A 17036-nucleotide genomic window follows, 5' to 3' on the forward strand; every position below is an offset into this window, starting at 1 on the left:
TGACGGACTACCAGCAGACGAAAATCGAAACATCACAGCGGTTCAAGGCTCGCGTCGTCCAGCCTGTATCGGGCCAGGGTCACCGCCCCGTCCGGCAGCGCGGTGTAGTCGGCCTGTGGCAGGTCGTCCAGGACGCGGATCATCCGGCGTGCGAGATCGGTGGCGTGCCCTTCAGGGGCGGCGCGCGTCGACGAACGGTCTGGTCAGGTGTGCTGTCGCCAGCGTGGCACGCCGCCGCCTCGCATCCGCGAGCAGATTCCGGCGGGTCTCCGCGGCCATGGCCTGATCGGCCTCCAGGGCGTAACCGACCTCCGGATCGACCAGTTGCACGGCATGCACCAGCGCATCGCCAGTGATCACCATGCGTCGGCCGTGGCCGTCGACGAGAACCGATTGATGCCCCACGGTGTGACCCGGTGTCGGGATCGCGGTGATCTGTCCTCCTTTCGCGGTGGCCAGCCTCACTTGGCCGGCTATCTCGCGGAGCTGCCCGGTGCGCTGCAGCGGGACGATCAGGTAGTCGCGCATCGGGCTGGTCTCCGAGAGCCGTGCCACCTCCCCCTGCTGGATGACGTATTGGGCGTTCGGGAACATCGGGATCCCGTCCGTGCTCACAGACCAGCCCATGTGGTCCTCATGGACATGGGTCAGCACGACCAGGTCGACGTCCGCAACGTCGATGTGGGCTGTGGAAAGAAGCCGGGGCAGGTTCCCGGGGGCCGCCCACTCCGAGGCCGGGCTGCCGACGGGACCGACCCCGGCGTCGACGAGCACGATCCGGCCGTCCGGACGCCGGACGGCGTAGCAGCGGAAGTCGAGCTTCCAGGCCAGGTTCGGGCCGAACGCACCGGGATCCACCCGGCGTGCCCGCCGCCAGTCCGCCGCCGTCGCGTTCGGGAACATCGCCTCCCGCGTGGCGGGGAACGTATCCGCGGAGTCACGTAGCGCCACGACGTCGAAGGCGCCCACCGCCTTGGACGTCACAGCCTCCTCCCGGATCCGCCCGGAGGGCGACGCCTCAGCCTGGGCGGCCGCTGGGAGGAGCGTGCCCGCCCCGGCGGCGACCGCGCCACACAGGAACGTCCGTCGATGAACTCGGGTCACGATGTCTCTCCTCTGCGATCTCCGGCCAGGGCTGCGCAATCATCCTGATCGGGTTGGCTCACGTGGCAGGAGTAGCAGGAATGCCATCATGCGCTACATTCCTGCCATGCGCAGTGTCGCTCTCCTTCTGCACGACCAGATGAGCGCGCTGGACTACTCCGTCGCCTGCTGGGTGTGGGGAGCCGACCGCTCCCACGCCGGGGTGCCGCGCTTCGACCTGCGTCTGTGCGCGATCGACCGGGCCACCGTCACGATGGAGCCCGCCGCCCAGGTGCAACCCACTCACCCGCTGACCGGCCTGGACGATGCCGACCTGATCGTCATTCCCGGCGCGGGCGTCCCGTCGCAACCGCTGGACGCACGGCTGGTGGGCGCGCTGCACGCGGCCGTCGGGCGAGGGACTGAGCTCGCCGCCTTGTGCAGCGGCGCCTTCGTGCTGGCCGCCGCTGGCCTGCTCGACGGGCGCAGGGCCACCACCCACTGGCTGCTGGCTCCCCGGCTGGCCCAGGCTCACCCTGCGGTCGCCGTCGATCCCGGCGCGCTGTTCGTCGAGGACCGTGGCATCTGGACCTCGGCGGGCGCCACCGCGGGCGTCGATCTGTGCCTGCATCTGGTACGGCGAGCGCACGGCATCAACGTCGCCAACGTCATCGCCCGGCACCTGGTCGCCTCCGGCCATCGGGACGGAGGGCAGCCGCAGTACGTCGCCCGGCCGGTGTCCGACTCCGGCTCGGCGGCCCCGGACATCGCCGCCACCCAGGCCTGGGCCCTGGCACACCTCGATCAGCCGATGACCGTGGCTGACCTGGCCGCACACGCCCGGACCAGCCCGCGTACTTTCGTCCGCCACTTCGCCGACCACACAGGAACCACACCGGCTCAGTGGCTGCTGCGCGCCCGCATCGCCCGGGCCCAGGAACTGCTGGAGTCCACGACGTTGCCGATCGACCAGGTCGCGGCGCGCTGCGGTTTCGGAGTCTCCGCCCTGCTGCGCCGCCACTTCGCGCGGCTGATCGGCACCTCACCCGGCCGCTACCGCCGCCTGTACGGCCATTGACGGCCCGAGGCCGCTCAGCGACTGGGAGAACGCCTTGCGGATACAGCCTCTCAGCGACCGGACCTGCCCTCGTTCGGTGAGGGCGGCGGCGTTCCGCTGCCGCCCTCACCGAATCACGGCAGCCTGAAGGCCCCAAGCAGCGCCAAGGTGGTAAGAGCGAGCCCCGTGACGGCGATGGCTGTCCCGCATGACCAAGCAAAGACGACGCGCTGATCGGTCACGCCGTCAGCTTCCCATCCGGGAAACGCTGAGGGCAATGTCGAAGTCGTTGGGTGAGGGCTGGTCGTGACGCGTTCAAACTCGCGAAGTCGAGTTCGGGGCGGCTGGTCGCGCGGGTGGAGATCTCGAGGCAGCGGCTGCGACCATCGGCGATCGATCAGACCGAGGGCCGAAGATCCCTGGTTGCGAAGATATGTCTCCTGATACTCCCGACTGTGGCAGGGCGTCAGAACTCCCAGGCGTCGTTGCGCAGGAGCACCACCTTCCCGCCGGGCCCCAGCCCGGTGACCGTGACGTCCGGGCCGCCGACCATGAAGTCGACGTGCACGCGCGAGGTGTTCACGCCCGCCGCGTCCAGCCGTGCGGGATCGTCCGTACGCAGGTGGGCGGGCGCGCCCGGAGGCAGCCCCGCGCCCCAGGCCAGGTGGCAGGTGGCGTTCTCATCCAGAAGGGTCTCCAGGTAGGTGATGCCGCTTTCGCCCACCCGCGAGGAACGGTCGACCAGAGCGAGCTCGCCCAGCCGGGCCGCTCCCGCGTCGGTGGCCTGGTGCGCGCGGACGACGTCAGCTCCGGCGCTCGCCCTGACACCGGTCACGACGCCATCGGCGAAGGTCAGCTCCAGGTCGCGGATGACGGTGCCGTCGAGGGACAGCGGCCGGGTGGCGCGGACCGTGCCGTCGACGCGCCGGTAGTCGGGGGTGGTGAACACCTCCTCGGTCGGCAGGTTGGCCTGGAACGGGCGGCCCTTGACGTCCTCCAGGCGGGCGGCGGTCCAGTGGGCGTCCGGGAGCAGGCCGATGGTCAGGTCGGTGCCGGGGCCTTCGAACCGCACGGCGTCCAGGCGCATCTCGGTGAGCCGTCGAGCGCGATCGAGCAGTTCGGCGATGCGCTGCCGCCACGCCGCGCGCGGATCGGGCTCGTCGAGACGGAGGATGCGGCGCAGGTGCCGCCACAGCCTGGCCTGGTCGGGTTCGCCGAAGACGGCACGGGCCCACTCGGGGGTGGCGTAGGGGACGATCGTCCAGCGGACCAGGTTGTTGAGTTGGAGCCGCTGCCGTGAGGTCAGCGACGGCATGCGGTCCAGCCCGACGCGTACCGGATCCAGCCCGGCCAGGAGGTCGGGGGCGGCGGCGCCGCGGACGTTGACGATGATGCCGCCGTGCCGTCCTAGCTCGTCGTTGCGGGCGTCGAGCCACGAGGGCACCTCGGCCAGGCTGGCGGTGTCGGCGTGCCGGACGCGGGATCGTTTGGCGTGCGGGTCGAAGTACCAGATGTCGGCGTAGCGGGCGCCTCTGGCGTAGGCGGCCTCGGCCAGGGCGCGGGCGAGCGGGGCGTGCTCGATCTCGGCGTTGATCAGCACCCGGTCGTCCGCCAGCAGGGGCACGGCCACGTCGAACACGACGTCGGCGTAGCAGGACAGGTCAGCGGGGGGAATGGTCAAGGGGGGCTCCTTCGTGTTCGTTGTGGCGCATAGGCAGGAACAGCAGCGCTCCGGCGGCGGACACGGCGCCCGCGAGGGCGAAGCCGCCGGCCAGGCCGAACCGGTCGGCGAGGACGCCGAGGGCCAGGGCGGCGCTGAGGAATCCGACGTCGAAGAAGGCCGTCGTGGTGGCGACGGCGGATCCGCGCTCGCCGGCGGGCAGGCCGTGCACCGCCATCCTGAGGAAGGCGGGCAGCCCGAGGCCCTGACCGGCGCCGACCAGCGCGATCGCGCACCATGTCCCGACCGGCGAGGGCCAGGCGGCGAGCAGGATCGATCCCGTCCCGGTCAGCAGGAGGGAGGCGACGGCCAGGCGCGCCGGGGCGGCCGTGGCGAGCGGGCGATGTCCGGCCAGTCGGACGGCGACGAGGACGCCGCCGTAGAGCAGGAAATGGAGGCCGCCGGAGCCGCCGCCGAGCGCGGCGAGGTGCAGCGGCAGGAAGGCGCTGATGGCGGTGTAGCCCCACACGGACGCCAGGTAGCCGAATCCGGGTCGTAGAGCGGACGTGTGGTACAGCTGGGCCCGCCCGGGTCCCGGATCCGGGCTCGCGCTCTCCGTGTCCGGGCTCATGGTCTTCGGCAGGGTGAGGCCGAGCGCCGCCGACCCCAGCGCCACGGCCGCGGCCGTGATCCAGACGGCGGCGAACCCGGACGCGGCGTACAGCGTCTCGGCGATGACGGGCCCCGTGAGCAGGCCGGCGTTGACGACGACGGAGAAGTGGTTGATCGCCGCGCCGGGCCGCCGGTGGTCGCTGGCCAGAGTGGCGAGGCCGACGTAGGCCAGCGCCTCACCGACGCCGGCGACGCCGCGCAGGACGAGGAAGTGCGGTAAGTGTCCGACGGCGAGCAGCGCGAGGGACGTACCGGACAGCAGCAGCGCGCCCGCGCACAGGGCCGTGCGGCGTCCGGCCCTGTCGGCCATCCGTCCGGCCAGCGGGCGGGCGAGCACCCCGGCCGCCGCGGTGACGGCCAGCGAGACGCCCACCATGCCCGCCTGCTGGCCCAGCGGGCCGGTGAGGTACCGCGGAACCGCCGGGATGAGCAGTCCGATCGACAGGAACGCGCCGGCCGCGCAGACGAGCAGGCGGCCGATCATCGTTCGTCACGCAGTTCGAGCAGGAGCGCGGTCATGCTGACCTTGACGCCCTCGTGCGGCGGTCCGGCCTTGTCGTGCAGGAGCGCCACGGCCTGGCCGATCAGGCCGACGATCTCCTCCCAGACGGGCCTGGCCAGCCACACCTCGGCGTCCATGGACGTGCGCTGGCGATCAGTCTCGGCCAGGCGCCTGGCCAGGTCAGTGCTCATCGCCTGGTGGAGGAGTTGCCGTCCTTCGGACCGGTCGAGGCGCTCGCCGCTGGACGGATCGTACCGGTAGCGCAGTTGCGGGCGGCCTTTGCCTGCCCGCGGTCGCTCGTCCGTCTGCTGGAGGAAGCCCGCTCTGGCCAGCTGGCGCAGGTGGTAGCTGGCCGAGGCGTGCGCGATGCCGAGTTCGTCGGCGACCTCGGTGGCCGACATCGACGCGCCGGTGAGCAGCGACACGATGCGGATGCGCAGCGGGTTGGCCAGGGCGCGCAGGGGAACAAGGTCATCCCGATTTTCCAAAGACACCTTGGGATTATAATTTCTCCAACAGCTATGGGGAAAGAGGTGGCTCTGCGACGCGTCCTCACGCCTGGACGGCAGTGCCTGACGATCGCGGCGTTCATCCCGGAGAGCGATGTTGAGGCGGCCGCGGCGTGGCGGGCCGAATCGCTCAAGCGGTGGCGTTCCCGCCGGTTACCCGTGCTTGTCCGGTTCGGCGTCGGCGAAGGCACGGTATCCGCCGAGATCTCGGGCTGGGCGAGGACGTCGCCGCGGTGTACGACTCGGACCGGACCCGGGGCCATCATCGGATGCCGATCCGCCGGCGTAGCGGGGTCGTGTCGGACATTCGGCAAGACCGCCGTCGTCGTCATCACCGCGAAGTCCGCCGGGCGCAAGGTCTTCGGCCTCGCCACCGCAGGCGTCCGTCTCGCTTGACCTCCTGCGCGTCAGTCCGACAGCCAGTGCAGCTCGTGCGCCAGGGTTTTGGCGACGGCACGGATGCGGCGGTGAAGCGGCGACTGCTCGCGTGGGAGGACCAGGTGGATCGTCAGGCTGGGCGCGCCCCGCAGCGGTCGCCAGGTGAGACCGGCCGGTTGTGCCGTGACCGCGGCTTCTCCGGCCGGGGCGAGGGTGACCCCGTCGCGCAGGTCGCGCTGAGACATGTCGAAAGAGACTGCGGGCGTGTGGAATCGGGGGTGTGGTCGGGTGTCTCGGAACAGTGCGGACAGCTGATCGTGGATCACGGGGTTGGCCGCACGGTCCGGGAGTTGCAGCGGATAGGCGGCCGCGTCGGCGATCTCGACCTCCGGGTGTTCGGCCAGCGGATGGTGCTGCGCCAGTTGGACCCCGACGCGCATACGCCGCAGCAGGAACCGGCGCACACCACGGCCCGGCTGTTCACCGCGGGTGATCCCGGCATCGATGCGGCCGTCGGCGACCGCGGGGGAGATCTCCGGTGTCGCCATCGGGACCGCGCCGACCTCGAGTCCGCTGTTGCCGCGAATCAGCCTGTCCACCAGGGCCGGTGCCGTCTCGGCCCCGGCGCTGAGGCTGTATCCGATGCGCAGCGTGCCCAGTTCACCGGCCGCCGCGCTCCGGGCGGTGTCCCATGCCCGGTCCAGCGCCGCCAGCGCGGGTGGCGCGGACTCCGCCAAAGCCGCACCGGCCGTGGTCAATACGACGCTACGCGTGTTGCGGACCAGCAGGGCCGTACCGAGTTCCGCCTCCAATCGGCGCATCCGGGCGCTGAGTGCGGGCTGTGCGATACCGATCCGTGCGGCCGCGCGGGTGAAGTTCAACTCCTGCGCCAGCACCAGGAAGTACCGCAGGCTCACCGTATCCGGCGCCACGTGCCCTCCCTGCCGATTGATAACGATCCGTTCTGAGTCTATCCCGTACCGGTCTTTCCCTCGACCGCACATCAAGCCCTAACCTGCGCATATGACGATTCAACTGACCGCAGTACCCGTCGCCGGGATCGATCGATCTGAGTGTCGATTCGAAGTCGGACGTCTCCGGCCCAACACAGGAGGTTTCCATGGCTAAGGGCTACTGGGTCAGTGTCTACCCCGCCACTTCCGACCATGAGAGGCTGACTGCCTACGACGAGCTGGCCGGTCAGGCTGTCCAGGCTGGGGGCGGGCGCGTCCTGTCCCGGATCCCGTCCCGTGGCGGTCGAGTCGTCGCCCACGAGGCCGGAATCACGCAACGCGTCGTTCTGATCGAGTTCGACAGCTTTGAACAGGCCGTCGCGGCATACGAGAGCGAGGCATACCAGAAGGCGCTGGTGGCCCTCCCCGACGGCTTCGAGCGCGACTTCCGCATCATCGAAGGCATCGACTGACCGGCGGGCCCAGCCATCGCCGATCATCCGTCACCTGATACGCACACGGTGCTGAACGACGACTCACGAGACGAGTCCGGGTTCGTCACCGGGATCGGCGCTCTTGGCGATCAGGGCAAGCAGCCGCGGGACGGCCTCGTATCGACCATTGAGAACGAGCGACATCCGTTAGGGTTCACGGATGCTGCTGACGATCCTTGGCGGATGCGGTGCGTGGCCGGCGGCGGGCCAGGCCTGCAGTGGTTACCTCGTGGAGCACGACGGGTTCAGGCTGCTCGTCGACCTTGGATATGCGACGGTGCCGCGGCTGCTGGAACGGGTCGGCGCCGATCAGATCGATGCGGTGTTCATCAGCCACGGACATCCCGACCACTGCGCCGACCTGAACCCACTGTTGCGGGCGCGCACAATGCGTGATGACCCGCCGGCGCCGTTGCCGGTGTACTCGCTGCCCGGCGCCCTGGATGCGGTGCTCGCGCTGGACCGCCCAGGGGTGCTGACCGATGCCTATGTCCTGCACGAGTTCACCGTCGGCTGCGGATTCGACATCGGCCCGTTTCGCGCACAGACTCGTCTGCTGCCGCATTCGGTACCCAATGCCGGCATACGCCTGACAGCGGGCGGACAGGTGCTCGCGTATACCGGCGACAGCGGTCCGAGCCCCGACAGGGTGGAACTGGCGCGTGGCGCTGACCTGCTACTGGCCGAGGCTACCTATGTGAACCAGGTCCCGGAGGATTCCCGACGTTACCTGACAAGCGCCCGTCAGGCAGGTCAGCAAGCCCTGGAAGCCGATGCCCGGCACCTGTTACTGACGCACCTGCAGCCAGGCACGGACGCCCCAGCCGCGCGAGCCGCCGCTGGGGCCGGATACGACGGTGAGATCGGCATCGCCACGTCCGGTCTCGTCTTCGACCTTTCGTGAGCCAAGGCCTCAGGGGTCGAAGAACGTTCACCGGACGCAGGCTTGAAGAGGACTCCACCCTCCATCGCTGCCTGGGTTCACCGCGCCCTGGTCGCGCCGATCACCGATCCGGGTGTGCTGCCGGCGCCGGCGGGATCGCCGCTGGCCGATGCCCTGGCCGCGATCGTCGCAGTTCGACAGGGCAACGGAGCGAACCTGTGAGGCTGGCGCGCCGCCCCACAGGTCGCCTCACCTTCCGAGATGTTGCGTTGCCGGATCAGCCGGCGGGATGACCCTGATGCGGCCCGTCCAGACGCGGAAGGGCATCGGGAGGTATCGGTGAACCGCGGTTATCGGGTTTCTTCCGCAGAAGAGGTGTTTCCGGCCTCTGGGCCGGCGGGGTCCCAGGTCACATGAGGTGAACCCGCCAGCGCAGTGGTGTCGAGGTACCTGGGCTCGAGGACGCGCTCGGTGAACTTCCAGCCATCCGGCGTGCGCTGGTAGCGGTCGTGGAACAGGCCGTACATGACGACCGACCTGCCGTCGCGCTGGCGACCGATCTCGAAGACGGATTCCCGGCCGGTCGCGGTGTCACCATCGAGTTGGATCGTGCCCGGGTGCACGTTCTGCACCCAGAACTCCCACGCACCCTGCAGCCGTTCGATACCGGCGCGGATCTCCTCCCGCCCAGTGAGTTCGACGTTGGCGGGGGGGATCCGCCACACCGCGTCCCTGGTGAACAGCGACGCGAAACGGTCGTAGTCGCCGATCATCGCCGCGTCGACGTGTTCGCCCCGCAGCGCCTCGATCTCGACGCGGTCGGCGATGGTCTGCAGATCTCTCATCGGTTTCCTCTTTCCTGCGAACGTGATGGATGGCGGCATCGGGCTCCTGCCGGAGGGTGCTGCAGGGTGCGTCCGCACCAGCAGCGCTTCCCTGCACGTCCATGTCTGGTGGCTGCTAGCCGGCGTAGCCGGGGCGATCGTCCATGGTGATCTTCTTGCCGCAGTGGCGGTTACAGATCATCGACGAATGAGTCCGGAGCATCGGGACGGCCGGCGAACGTGATGGGGATCACACTGCAGTGGCGAATTGGCGCGGCGGCGTCCAGCACCTCGTCCAGGGCGACCGTGCTCCCGGACCAGAAGACCCGCAGTTTCTGTCGCGATGGCCTGCTTGATCGCCGGACCACTGCGCCTGCCTAAAGGTGCATCCGCCCGGGTCATGACCATGTGAGGGCTTCGCGTGGCGGCGCGAGCTCCGGTCACCCAGAGGACGGAACGCGTGCGGCAGAATGATCAGTCGTGATCCCGCGCCCGGCCTGTCGCTGCTACAAGGCCATCCCGAAGGTACGCGGCCAGCACGGCCGCCCCCGCCATCGTCCCGACGTCGTGCTGGCCGATCGCGGCTACGACCACGACAAGTACGGCCGCTGGTCCGTGAGTTGCAGATCCGACCGCTGATCGCTCATCGCGGCACCGAACACGGCTCCGGCCCGGGCAACACCGTTGTGTCGTCGAGCAGACCTTCGCCCTGCTGCACGCCTTCAGCCGCCTGCGCATCCGCTGGGAGGTCCGCGCCGACATCCACGAAGCCTTCCTCAGCCTGGCCTGCGCTCTCATCTGCCGGCGGTGTCTCAGCTCATTGCGTCAGGACTTCTCAGCCTCAGTCAACGGGGGTGTCAAGCCAGGAGCCGTTGAGCATGAGGGTACGGCCGCTGAACTCTGCCAGAGAATTCCATGCGAGTATCCGCTTGGGGCGCAGGCGGATGTACAGGAACATGTCCGGGGCATTGCGTGGGTCTGTCGATACCTCTGCGTACGCCTCGGCTGAGGCGACGTCGATGTCGGGTACGTCGAGCAGAACCGCGCAGGCATCGATCAGGACGACGTCGGCGGTGTCTCCGATCGCCAACCGCGCCGTTGGCCTCGCCCGCAGGTTCGAGACCGTGCGACTGCGGCGGAAGGTCGCGGTAGTCAAGGTCGAGCCGTTCCAGACGTAGGCGACTGGGATCAGATGTGCCCCGCGACCGTCGCTCCCGGTGGCCAGCCACATGTGGAATCCGCTGCTCAGACGGTCAAGGGCGTCGGCTCGTCGCTGTGGGAGGTCACGTGCTGGCGGCAGGGTTGCTGAGGACATGGATACTCCTTCATCAGGCTCACATTTCTGAAGACGAACGGGCGAGGGACGGATTCGACGCTGCCCACGAAAATGTGCGGCGCCGGGCTGTCCTGCCCTCAGATGGGAGTGGCACGCACGGACCACTTAGCTGATGCGTTAACGGTGTGGCGGAAGGTCGTGGCGGCGGCTTCCAGGCCCGTGAGGACCTTGCGCCAGTCTGCGGTCTCGTCTTCGTCCATGTCGCCCCAGTTCTGTTCGCCGAACTCGCCGACGTGCTCGACGGGCTCGACGGGCTCGACGGGCTCGGCCAGCTTGTTCAGCACGGTCCTGACGCTCATCCCGCCGGTGGGGGTGGTGCGCAGGGAACCAGGAACCATTGAGCCTCGACGCCCGAGTGGCGGTTCCTGACCCGTCGGCTCGACCAGTTCTGGATTCACGGGGCCGAGATGTCCCCCGGGAGGCCGCCCGTTCGTCGCGTGGATGTGAGCGACACCTTCTCCGGTCTTCCGCGTGGGCGCACTGCCGCGTCGACGCCGGTTCTCAGTCCGGGAGCCGAGGGGGTGAGTCCGGGCGGCTGGTCACCGTCGTCCTGGAGCTGTTCAAGAGGTCCGGCCTGACCGCGCATCTCAGGCATGAGGCGGGACCGCGCAGCAGGACAGCAGCGGCGGTCCGCCGGCGCGTGCACCACCTCGGGGCCGCAGTTCACACCGTGCCAAGACGCTGAATGCCAATCACAGGACGGATAGACGGACGATGACGCAAGCGAACGAACTACCGCTGCAGCTACGACGGAACGGGCTCGACCCGGCAGAGGAACTGGCCCGGGCCCGCGACGGCGAGGGCGTGGTCCGGGTGGAGACGCCGTTCGGCCTGCCCGCATACCTGGTCTGCCACCACGAGGACGTCCGCCAGGTGCTGGCGGACCCCGCCCGGTTCAGCAGCGCCTTGACGCCGTTCCCCGGATCCGGGCAGATGAACGCCGAGGAGCTGGCCACGATGCAGGCCGGGCAGCTGATCGCGTTCGACCCGCCGGAGCACACCCGGCTGCGCCGGATGCTCACCCCGGAGTTCACGGTACGCCGGATGCGCCGGCTGGAGCCGCGCATCACCGAGATCGTCGAGGCGGCCCTGGACGACCTGGAGCGGGCGGGCAGGCCGGCCGACCTGGTGGAGCACTTCGCGCTGCCGGTTCCCTCCCTGGTGATCTGCGAACTGCTGGGTGTGCCGCATGCAGACCGCGCCGAGTTCCACGATCGTTCCGTACGCATGCTGGACGCCTCCCTGCCGATGGAGCAGCGCGTCGCGGCGCAGCGGGAGGACCGCGCCTACATGGCCGGCCGGGTCGCCCGCGCGCAGGCCGACCCGGGCGAGGACCTGCTCGGCATGCTGGTGCGCGAGCACGGCGACGACCTCAGCACCGACGAGCTCATCGGCATCGCGAGCCTGCTGCTGCTGGCCGGGCACGAGACGACCTCGAACATGCTCGGCCTGGGCACCCTGGCCCTGCTCCGGCACCCGGACCAGCTCGCGATGATCCGCGACGATCCGGCCCAGGTCGAGCCCGCCGTCGAAGAACTGCTGCGCTGGCTGTCCATCTCGCAGTCGCCTCCGCCCCGCACCACCACGACCGAGGTGGAGATCGCCGGGCAGGTCATCCCCGCGGGATCGCTCGTGATCTGCTCGTTCCCCGCCGCCAACCGCGACCCCGCCTTCGTCGACGATCCCGAGACCCTCGACGTCACCCGGCAAGCCGCCGGCCACGTCGCGTTCGGCCACGGCGTGCACCACTGTCTCGGGGCGCCGCTGGCTCGCATGGAGATGCGCATCGCCTTCCCCCTCCTGCTCCAGCGGTTCCCCGGCCTCGCTTTGGCCGACCCGTACGAGCAGGTGGACTTCCGGGTCTTCAGCATCGTGTACGGCGTGAACTCGCTCCGGGTGACCTGGTGAGCTCACGGGTCGTGGAGGTTGATGCCGCCCGCGACGATTCATCCAGCGCACTACCTCGGGGTCGTGACTCCAGACTCCAGCGCCACATACTTTCGAGATCCGCGGGCTCGGCTGTTCTACCAGTGTGCAATCCCGCTGCCCGCAAGAAACCATGACGCTCCAACGGCACCAGTAACCGCTCACCCAGCTCGCGCGGGTAGCGCCCGCCTGCGCGGCCCGCCGGGGAATCATGGACGGTCGCGTTTGCCGGAGGCCTTCATCGGATACCTCCGAGGAGACCCCCTCCTTCAGGAGGGGGAGGATGTCAAGACCATGTTGGCCTTGAGAGATTGGCCACGACGGCCGGGTTCGCGCGGGGCTGGTTCACGCGCGCGAGCTCCACGTGCCGATCTGATGCCGCGCGCGTTTCGGATCGGGCCGGGTGGGCGGCTCGATCTCGCAGGCCGCAAACGGCCGGTTCTGCTCGGAGCACGCATGGCCCCGTGACGTGCGCACCGTGGCCGCCTCGCTGACCTGGCTGAGGGAACGGCTCTACCACCTCGCCCCGAGCGGGGTGCCGCCCTTCGACGACGAGCAGGTCCTCATCGACATCCTCACCAGCGCCTGGACGGCGATGCTGCACGGCCGGCCGGCTACCGGGCGGTGAACGTCCAGGGCCGGAGCTTGTCGGGGTTGCGTACCGCCCAGATGCGCTTGATCCGGTCGCCCGCGATGTCGAAGGCGAACACCGTCGCGGTAACGCCGTCCTGCCGGGCCACCAGGCCGGGCTGGCCGTTGACCGTGTGCTCCACCAACGTCAGGCCGGGCGCCCCGCCGAGAATGCCGATCCAGGCGTGCGCGATCCGCTCGCCGCCTTCGATGGGCTGAAGCAGCGCTCTGGCCAGGCCGCCGCCGTCGGCGATCGACGTGGCGTGCGGGTCGAGCAGAGCGATGAGGGCGCCGATGTCCCTGGCCTCCCACGCCTGCTTGAACTCCCTGACGATGCCGGCCTTGCGGGCGTTCGGGGTCGCGGAGAGCTGGGCGGCGTGGACGCGGCGGCGGGCCGAGGAGGCCAGCTTGCGGCATGACTCCGGGGTACGCCCGACGATCTCGGCCACCTCGGCGAAGGGGTAGCGGAAGACGTCGTGCAGGATGAACGCGACGCGCTCGGCCGGCGTCATGGCTTCGAGCACGACCAGGAAGGCCATGCCGACCGACTCGTCCAGGGTGACCCGGTCGGCCGGGTCGGCCGGCCGCGCGCTGTTCCACTCCGCGGGTTCGGGCAGCGGCTCGGGGATCCACTGGCCCGTGTACCGTTCCCGCCGCGCCCGTGCCGAGCCGAGCAGGTCCAGGCAGATCCGGCCGGCGACCTTGGTCAGCCACGCGCTCGGGGACTCGATGTCCTCCCGCTGCCGCGGAGACAGGGCGTACCAGCGGGCGTAGGTCTCCTGCACGGCGTCCTCGGCGTCGGCCAGTGAGCCGAGGAGGCGGTAGGCGACGTTGATCAGCCGGCGCCGCTCTCCCGTGATCGCGCTCAGCCCGGGATCGAATGGGGTGGTCATGGTGTGAAGGGCTCCATGGGTCGTGTCTTCCTCACCGCTAAGACGACGCAGCGCCCCCGATTGTGAAGTGGTACGTCACGTCACAATCCGCGGCACTGCGTCGTCATAGCGGCGAATCCGCCATCCAGAAGGCGGAGAACCAGGAGGCAACGATGAACGACTTTCAGGCGGCCGCGGACCGCGTCGAGATCGAGGCGCTGCGCGGCGAGTTCACCGACGCGGCGATGATGGGCGACCACGACCGCTTGGCGTCCCTGTTCACCCACGACGCCGTGTACCGCATCCCCGACGCCGGCATTGAGCACACCGGCCGGGAGGCGATCCGCGCCGGCACCGGGCAACTGTCGCAGGCGTGGGACTACTTCGTGCAGACCACGCACCCGGGTGCGATCCTGCTCGACGGCGACACCGCGTCCGGCCGCGCCTACGTCTGCGAACTCGGACGCCTGCGCGACGGCGGCTCGATGCTCGACTACGCCCTCTTCCACGACCGCTACCGGCGCACCCCTGAGGGCTGGAAGTTCACCGAACGCGTCTTCGAGGTCAGGTATTTTGACACCACCCCGCTGCCGGGCTCGGCCCAGGTGACGGCGGCACAGTTCACAGAGCCGGCGTCGGAAGAGCGCCTGGAGCGAGCGGCCGCCGCGCTGAGGGCGCACAATTTCGCCGTCGAGATCCTCGACGACGTCGCCGCCGCGCGTACCCACCTCAAAGCCCTGATCCCCGCGGGCGCCAGCGTGTTCACGGCGGCCAGCGAGACCCTGCGCCTGTCCGGCATCGACGACGACATCAACACCGGCGGACAGTACCAGGCCGTCAAGCCGCGGCTGCTGGCCATGGACCGCGCCACCGAGGCCGACGAGATACGGCGGCTGCAGGCCAGCCCCGACGTCGAGGTGGGCAGCGTCGCCGCCGTCACAGAGACCGGCTCCATCGTGATCGCCTCGGGCAGCGGCAGCCAGCTACCCGGGTACGCCGGCGGCGCCGGCCACGCCATCTGGATCGTCGGGGCGCAGAAGGTGGTCACCGACCTGAGCACCGCGCTGCGCCGCCTGGAAGAGCACGTCTTCCCGCTGGAGAACGTCCGCAGCCAGGAGGTGTACGGGGTGCCCAGCGCCATCAACCGCCTTCTCATCCTCAACGCCGAACCCCGCCCCGGACGCGCCACCGTCCTGCTGCTCCGCGAAGCCATCGGTTTCTGAACCCACCCGGCCCGCCGGTCGCCGGCGGGCCGGACGTCTTCACGCTCCTGCGGAACTTCAACATCGCGCGCTGTCAGAGGGGATGGAGGCGAGCTTGTCGGGGTTGATGACGACGTACACGTCAGAAGCGCTCGCCCCGGCCGCGTCGCGATCGCCGCGCCCGATCCCGCGCTGCCTTTCTGGAAACAACCAGGAAACGGCCGCTGTGGCCGAATGGCACGAACGTCGTAACCGGTGTGCCGGGGGACCCTGGTTCGGCCAGGCGGTTCTCGTCCCCCCGCCCCGGGCTCTCTGGGAAGGGAATCACCAGTGCATCGTGCTGCTGCAGCCCATTCGGCCGGTCTCCTTTCAGTAGCGCTGCTGATGAGCCCTCTCGTCGTCGCTACGCCCGTCTCGGCGGCCATGGACGAGGTGGAGGGCAGGGCCGGGACGCCCGCCATCGAGTGGCAGGAGTGCCCGGAATACTCCGACGAGGACCTACGCCGGCTGGGCGTGTCGGAGGAGAAGTTCGAGGAGTACAGGCAACTGCTCGGCCGTACCGAGTGCGGGACGATCGGCGTTCCGCTGGACTATGACGAGCCGGCGGGTGAGCAGATCAGTATTGCCCTGACCAGGTTGAAGGCGGTTGACCAGAAGCACCGTCTGGGCAGCCTGGCGTTCAACCCCGGCGGTCCCGGCGGGTCTGGCTATCTGATGCCTCACCGGATCGTCACGAATGGAGCAGAACTGGACGAACGCTACGATCTGATCGGGGTCGACCCGCGGGGCGTCGGCTCCAGTACGAAGGTCACGTGCTCCGAAGGTCACAGGACCGAACGTCCGCCGGGGCCGGTCACCGAGAAGCAGGCCAGGAAGGCCTACGCCGAGACGGTCAAGACGAACCGCGAGTGCGCCCAGTCCAACCCCGAATTCCTCGGGCAGGTCACGGCCGCGAACGTGGCCCGTGACATCGACAGGATCCGCGCCGCGCTGGGAGAGCCGAAGATCAGCTTCCTCGCCGGCTCCTGGGGCACCTGGCTCGGCGCGGTGCTGGGCAGCCTCTTCCCCGGCAAGGTGGACCGGATGTGGCTGGACAGCGTCGCCTCACCCGACCACAGGAGGGACACCGGCGTGGAGGCCGGAGCCAAGGCCGCCCACCGTGACTTCCAGCGGATGGCCGCGTGGATCGCGGAGCGCGACGGCACCTACGGGTTCGGCACGACCACGAAGGACGTGGTGGCGGCGCTTGAGGACATGCAGAAGGCGTACGACGCCGATCCGCTGACATTCACCGACATCGATCTCACCGTGGACGGGACACTGATCGCCGAGGCCGCGGTCCGGCCCAGCCCTGAGTGGCCAAGGGCCGCCCAGGTGCTCAGAGAACTGGCCGACGCCGAGGGCCCGACCGCGCCGCCGGCGGTCAAGGAGATGTTCGGCCCTCAGCAGGACGGCAGGGAACTCACGGCGAACCTGGCGTTCCAATGTAACGAGGAGTTGGGCGATCGAACCTTCGAGTCGTGGTGGAAGGCCTATCAGAAGCGCGTGCAGCGTTACCCGGTGACCGGACGGACGGTGGCGGCGACCCCCTACGTCGCGCCGTGCGCGGGCTGGCCTTTGCCTGTGCAGAAGACGGACCTGCGGCCCTTCGGCGGCTCACCGATGCTCTCCGGCCACCTCCACGAAAGCATGTCGCCGTACGAGTCCACGCCCGCCATGCGCGAGGCCATCGGCGGGACGGTGGTGACCATCGACGACGACGTGCACGGCTCCGCCTTCCGGGTGCCCGGCTGCCTGGAGAAACTGGTCGACTACTTCGAGACCGGGAAGCGCACCGCCACGTGCCCGGGGATGCCGCTGCCGGCATCGGCCGGGACTCGCGGCCGTGGCTGAGCCGCAACCGATCGAGGCGCGGTGGACACTGTGGGTGCGGACGCCTGACCGTTCGATGAGATCGACCAGTTCCTTAGTCGACCTGCCATCTGCGCGGTGCTGGCGCTCAGCCTGGCCGTGATCTCCCTGACGCTGCTCAGGCACCTCCGCCCGCTCGGCCAG

The 17036-nt window shown here is 69.5% G+C and carries 16 protein-coding genes and 1 pseudogene; 8 read left to right on the forward strand and 9 right to left on the reverse strand.

The window, feature by feature from the left end:
* Positions 1-171 precede the first annotated feature (171 nt).
* Positions 172-969: an MBL fold metallo-hydrolase gene (locus tag ABGA98_RS26830; RefSeq protein WP_347621166.1), complete on the reverse strand. Its 798-nt coding sequence runs from the start codon at positions 967-969 to the stop codon at positions 172-174.
* A gap of 241 nt (positions 970-1210) precedes the next feature.
* On the opposite strand from ABGA98_RS26830, the gene ABGA98_RS26835 reads away from it, so the two are divergent.
* Positions 1211-2161 (forward strand): helix-turn-helix domain-containing protein, encoded by a 951-nt coding sequence (locus ABGA98_RS26835; protein ID WP_347621167.1) that lies wholly within the window; start codon positions 1211-1213, stop codon positions 2159-2161.
* A 445-nt stretch (positions 2162-2606) separates the two neighbouring features.
* Here ABGA98_RS26835 and ABGA98_RS26840 read toward each other — a convergent pair whose 3' ends face one another.
* The 4 genes from ABGA98_RS26840 to ABGA98_RS26855 all read right to left on the reverse strand — a co-directional run bounded on the left by ABGA98_RS26840 (position 2607) and on the right by ABGA98_RS26855 (position 6793).
* On the reverse strand, positions 2607-3821 hold the full coding sequence (locus ABGA98_RS26840; protein WP_347621168.1) for an aminopeptidase: 1215 nt from the start codon (positions 3819-3821) through the stop codon (positions 2607-2609).
* A complete protein-coding gene (locus ABGA98_RS26845; RefSeq protein WP_347621169.1) occupies positions 3802-4956 on the reverse strand; it encodes an MFS transporter in 1155 nt (384 codons plus the stop codon). The genes ABGA98_RS26840 and ABGA98_RS26845 overlap by 20 nt, the downstream gene beginning before the upstream one ends.
* Entirely contained in the window at positions 4953-5468 is a 516-nt protein-coding gene (locus ABGA98_RS26850; protein ID WP_347621170.1) for a helix-turn-helix domain-containing protein, read from the reverse strand. Before ABGA98_RS26850 ends, ABGA98_RS26845 begins: the two co-directional genes overlap by 4 nt.
* A gap of 422 nt (positions 5469-5890) precedes the next feature.
* On the reverse strand, positions 5891-6793 hold the full coding sequence (locus tag ABGA98_RS26855) for a LysR family transcriptional regulator (protein ID WP_347621171.1): 903 nt from the start codon (positions 6791-6793) through the stop codon (positions 5891-5893).
* Positions 6794-6981: 188 nt separating this feature from the next.
* Here ABGA98_RS26855 and ABGA98_RS26860 point away from each other — a divergent pair, with 188 nt between their 5' ends.
* Together ABGA98_RS26860 and ABGA98_RS26865 are read left to right on the forward strand one after the other, a co-directional pair.
* On the forward strand, positions 6982-7287 hold the full coding sequence (locus tag ABGA98_RS26860; RefSeq protein ID WP_347621172.1) for a DUF1330 domain-containing protein: 306 nt from the start codon (positions 6982-6984) through the stop codon (positions 7285-7287).
* Positions 7288-7468: 181 nt separating this feature from the next.
* Positions 7469-8212 carry an MBL fold metallo-hydrolase gene (locus ABGA98_RS26865; protein ID WP_347621173.1) on the forward strand — a complete coding sequence of 248 codons (744 nt, stop codon included), beginning with the start codon at positions 7469-7471 and terminating at the stop codon, positions 8210-8212.
* Positions 8213-8541: 329 nt separating this feature from the next.
* Here the strand turns inward: ABGA98_RS26865 and ABGA98_RS26870 are convergent, their stop codons facing one another.
* A complete protein-coding gene (locus ABGA98_RS26870; RefSeq protein WP_347621174.1) occupies positions 8542-9036 on the reverse strand; it encodes a nuclear transport factor 2 family protein in 495 nt (164 codons plus the stop codon).
* Positions 9037-9528: 492 nt separating this feature from the next.
* Here ABGA98_RS26870 and ABGA98_RS26875 point away from each other — a divergent pair.
* Positions 9529-9817: pseudogene (locus tag ABGA98_RS26875) on the forward strand (transposase); the annotation flags it as partial.
* Positions 9818-9856: 39 nt separating this feature from the next.
* Here ABGA98_RS26875 and ABGA98_RS26880 read toward each other — a convergent pair.
* Together ABGA98_RS26880 and ABGA98_RS26885 are read right to left on the reverse strand one after the other, a co-directional pair.
* Entirely contained in the window at positions 9857-10330 is a 474-nt protein-coding gene (locus tag ABGA98_RS26880; RefSeq protein WP_347621306.1) for a pyridoxamine 5'-phosphate oxidase family protein, read from the reverse strand.
* A gap of 98 nt (positions 10331-10428) precedes the next feature.
* Positions 10429-10689 carry a hypothetical protein gene (locus ABGA98_RS26885; RefSeq protein ID WP_347621175.1) on the reverse strand — a complete coding sequence of 87 codons (261 nt, stop codon included), beginning with the start codon at positions 10687-10689 and terminating at the stop codon, positions 10429-10431.
* Between the two features lie 376 nt (positions 10690-11065).
* Here ABGA98_RS26885 and ABGA98_RS26890 point away from each other — a divergent pair, with 376 nt between their 5' ends.
* Together ABGA98_RS26890 and ABGA98_RS26895 are read left to right on the forward strand one after the other, a co-directional pair.
* Positions 11066-12259: a cytochrome P450 gene (locus ABGA98_RS26890; RefSeq protein ID WP_347621176.1), complete on the forward strand. Its 1194-nt coding sequence runs from the start codon at positions 11066-11068 to the stop codon at positions 12257-12259.
* 421 nt (positions 12260-12680) lie between these two features.
* Positions 12681-12905 (forward strand): hypothetical protein, encoded by a 225-nt coding sequence (locus tag ABGA98_RS26895; protein WP_347621177.1) that lies wholly within the window; start codon positions 12681-12683, stop codon positions 12903-12905.
* Here ABGA98_RS26895 and sigJ read toward each other — a convergent pair.
* The gene (gene sigJ / locus ABGA98_RS26900) at positions 12892-13800 is read right to left on the reverse strand and encodes an RNA polymerase sigma factor SigJ (RefSeq protein ID WP_347621178.1); all 909 of its coding nucleotides are present in this window, start codon (positions 13798-13800) and stop codon (positions 12892-12894) included. The two genes, ABGA98_RS26895 and sigJ, sit on opposite strands and share 14 nt — an antisense overlap.
* Positions 13801-13952: 152 nt before the next feature.
* Here sigJ and ABGA98_RS26905 point away from each other — a divergent pair, with 152 nt between their 5' ends.
* Complete coding sequence (locus tag ABGA98_RS26905; protein WP_347621179.1) at positions 13953-15002, forward strand: nuclear transport factor 2 family protein; 1050 nt, start codon at positions 13953-13955, stop codon at positions 15000-15002.
* A gap of 363 nt (positions 15003-15365) precedes the next feature.
* Complete coding sequence (locus ABGA98_RS26910) at positions 15366-16874, forward strand: alpha/beta fold hydrolase (RefSeq protein WP_347621180.1); 1509 nt, start codon at positions 15366-15368, stop codon at positions 16872-16874.
* Positions 16875-17036: the final 162 nt, after the last annotated feature.

The sequence above is a fragment of the Nonomuraea sp. B1E8 genome (assembly GCF_039871515.1).
In the GTDB taxonomy this organism is placed as follows: domain Bacteria; phylum Actinomycetota; class Actinomycetes; order Streptosporangiales; family Streptosporangiaceae; genus Nonomuraea.

Excerpts from the sequence above, each read along its gene's own strand:
- ABGA98_RS26890 (WP_347621176.1), top strand. The coding sequence starts at position 11,066 with ATGACGCAAGCGAACGAACTACCGCTGCAGCTACGACGGAACGGGCTC.
- ABGA98_RS26835 (WP_347621167.1), top strand. The coding sequence starts at position 1,211 with ATGCGCAGTGTCGCTCTCCTTCTGCACGACCAGATGAGCGCGCTGGAC.
- ABGA98_RS26870 (WP_347621174.1), bottom strand. The coding sequence starts at position 9,036 with ATGAGAGATCTGCAGACCATCGCCGACCGCGTCGAGATCGAGGCGCTG.
- ABGA98_RS26860 (WP_347621172.1), top strand. The coding sequence starts at position 6,982 with ATGGCTAAGGGCTACTGGGTCAGTGTCTACCCCGCCACTTCCGACCAT.
- ABGA98_RS26845 (WP_347621169.1), bottom strand. The coding sequence starts at position 4,956 with ATGATCGGCCGCCTGCTCGTCTGCGCGGCCGGCGCGTTCCTGTCGATC.
- ABGA98_RS26885 (WP_347621175.1), bottom strand. The coding sequence starts at position 10,689 with ATGGTTCCTGGTTCCCTGCGCACCACCCCCACCGGCGGGATGAGCGTC.
- ABGA98_RS26880 (WP_347621306.1), bottom strand. The coding sequence starts at position 10,330 with ATGTCCTCAGCAACCCTGCCGCCAGCACGTGACCTCCCACAGCGACGA.
- ABGA98_RS26865 (WP_347621173.1), top strand. The coding sequence starts at position 7,469 with ATGCTGCTGACGATCCTTGGCGGATGCGGTGCGTGGCCGGCGGCGGGC.
- sigJ (WP_347621178.1), bottom strand. The coding sequence starts at position 13,800 with ATGACCACCCCATTCGATCCCGGGCTGAGCGCGATCACGGGAGAGCGG.
- ABGA98_RS26910 (WP_347621180.1), top strand. The coding sequence starts at position 15,366 with ATGAGCCCTCTCGTCGTCGCTACGCCCGTCTCGGCGGCCATGGACGAG.
- ABGA98_RS26905 (WP_347621179.1), top strand. The coding sequence starts at position 13,953 with ATGAACGACTTTCAGGCGGCCGCGGACCGCGTCGAGATCGAGGCGCTG.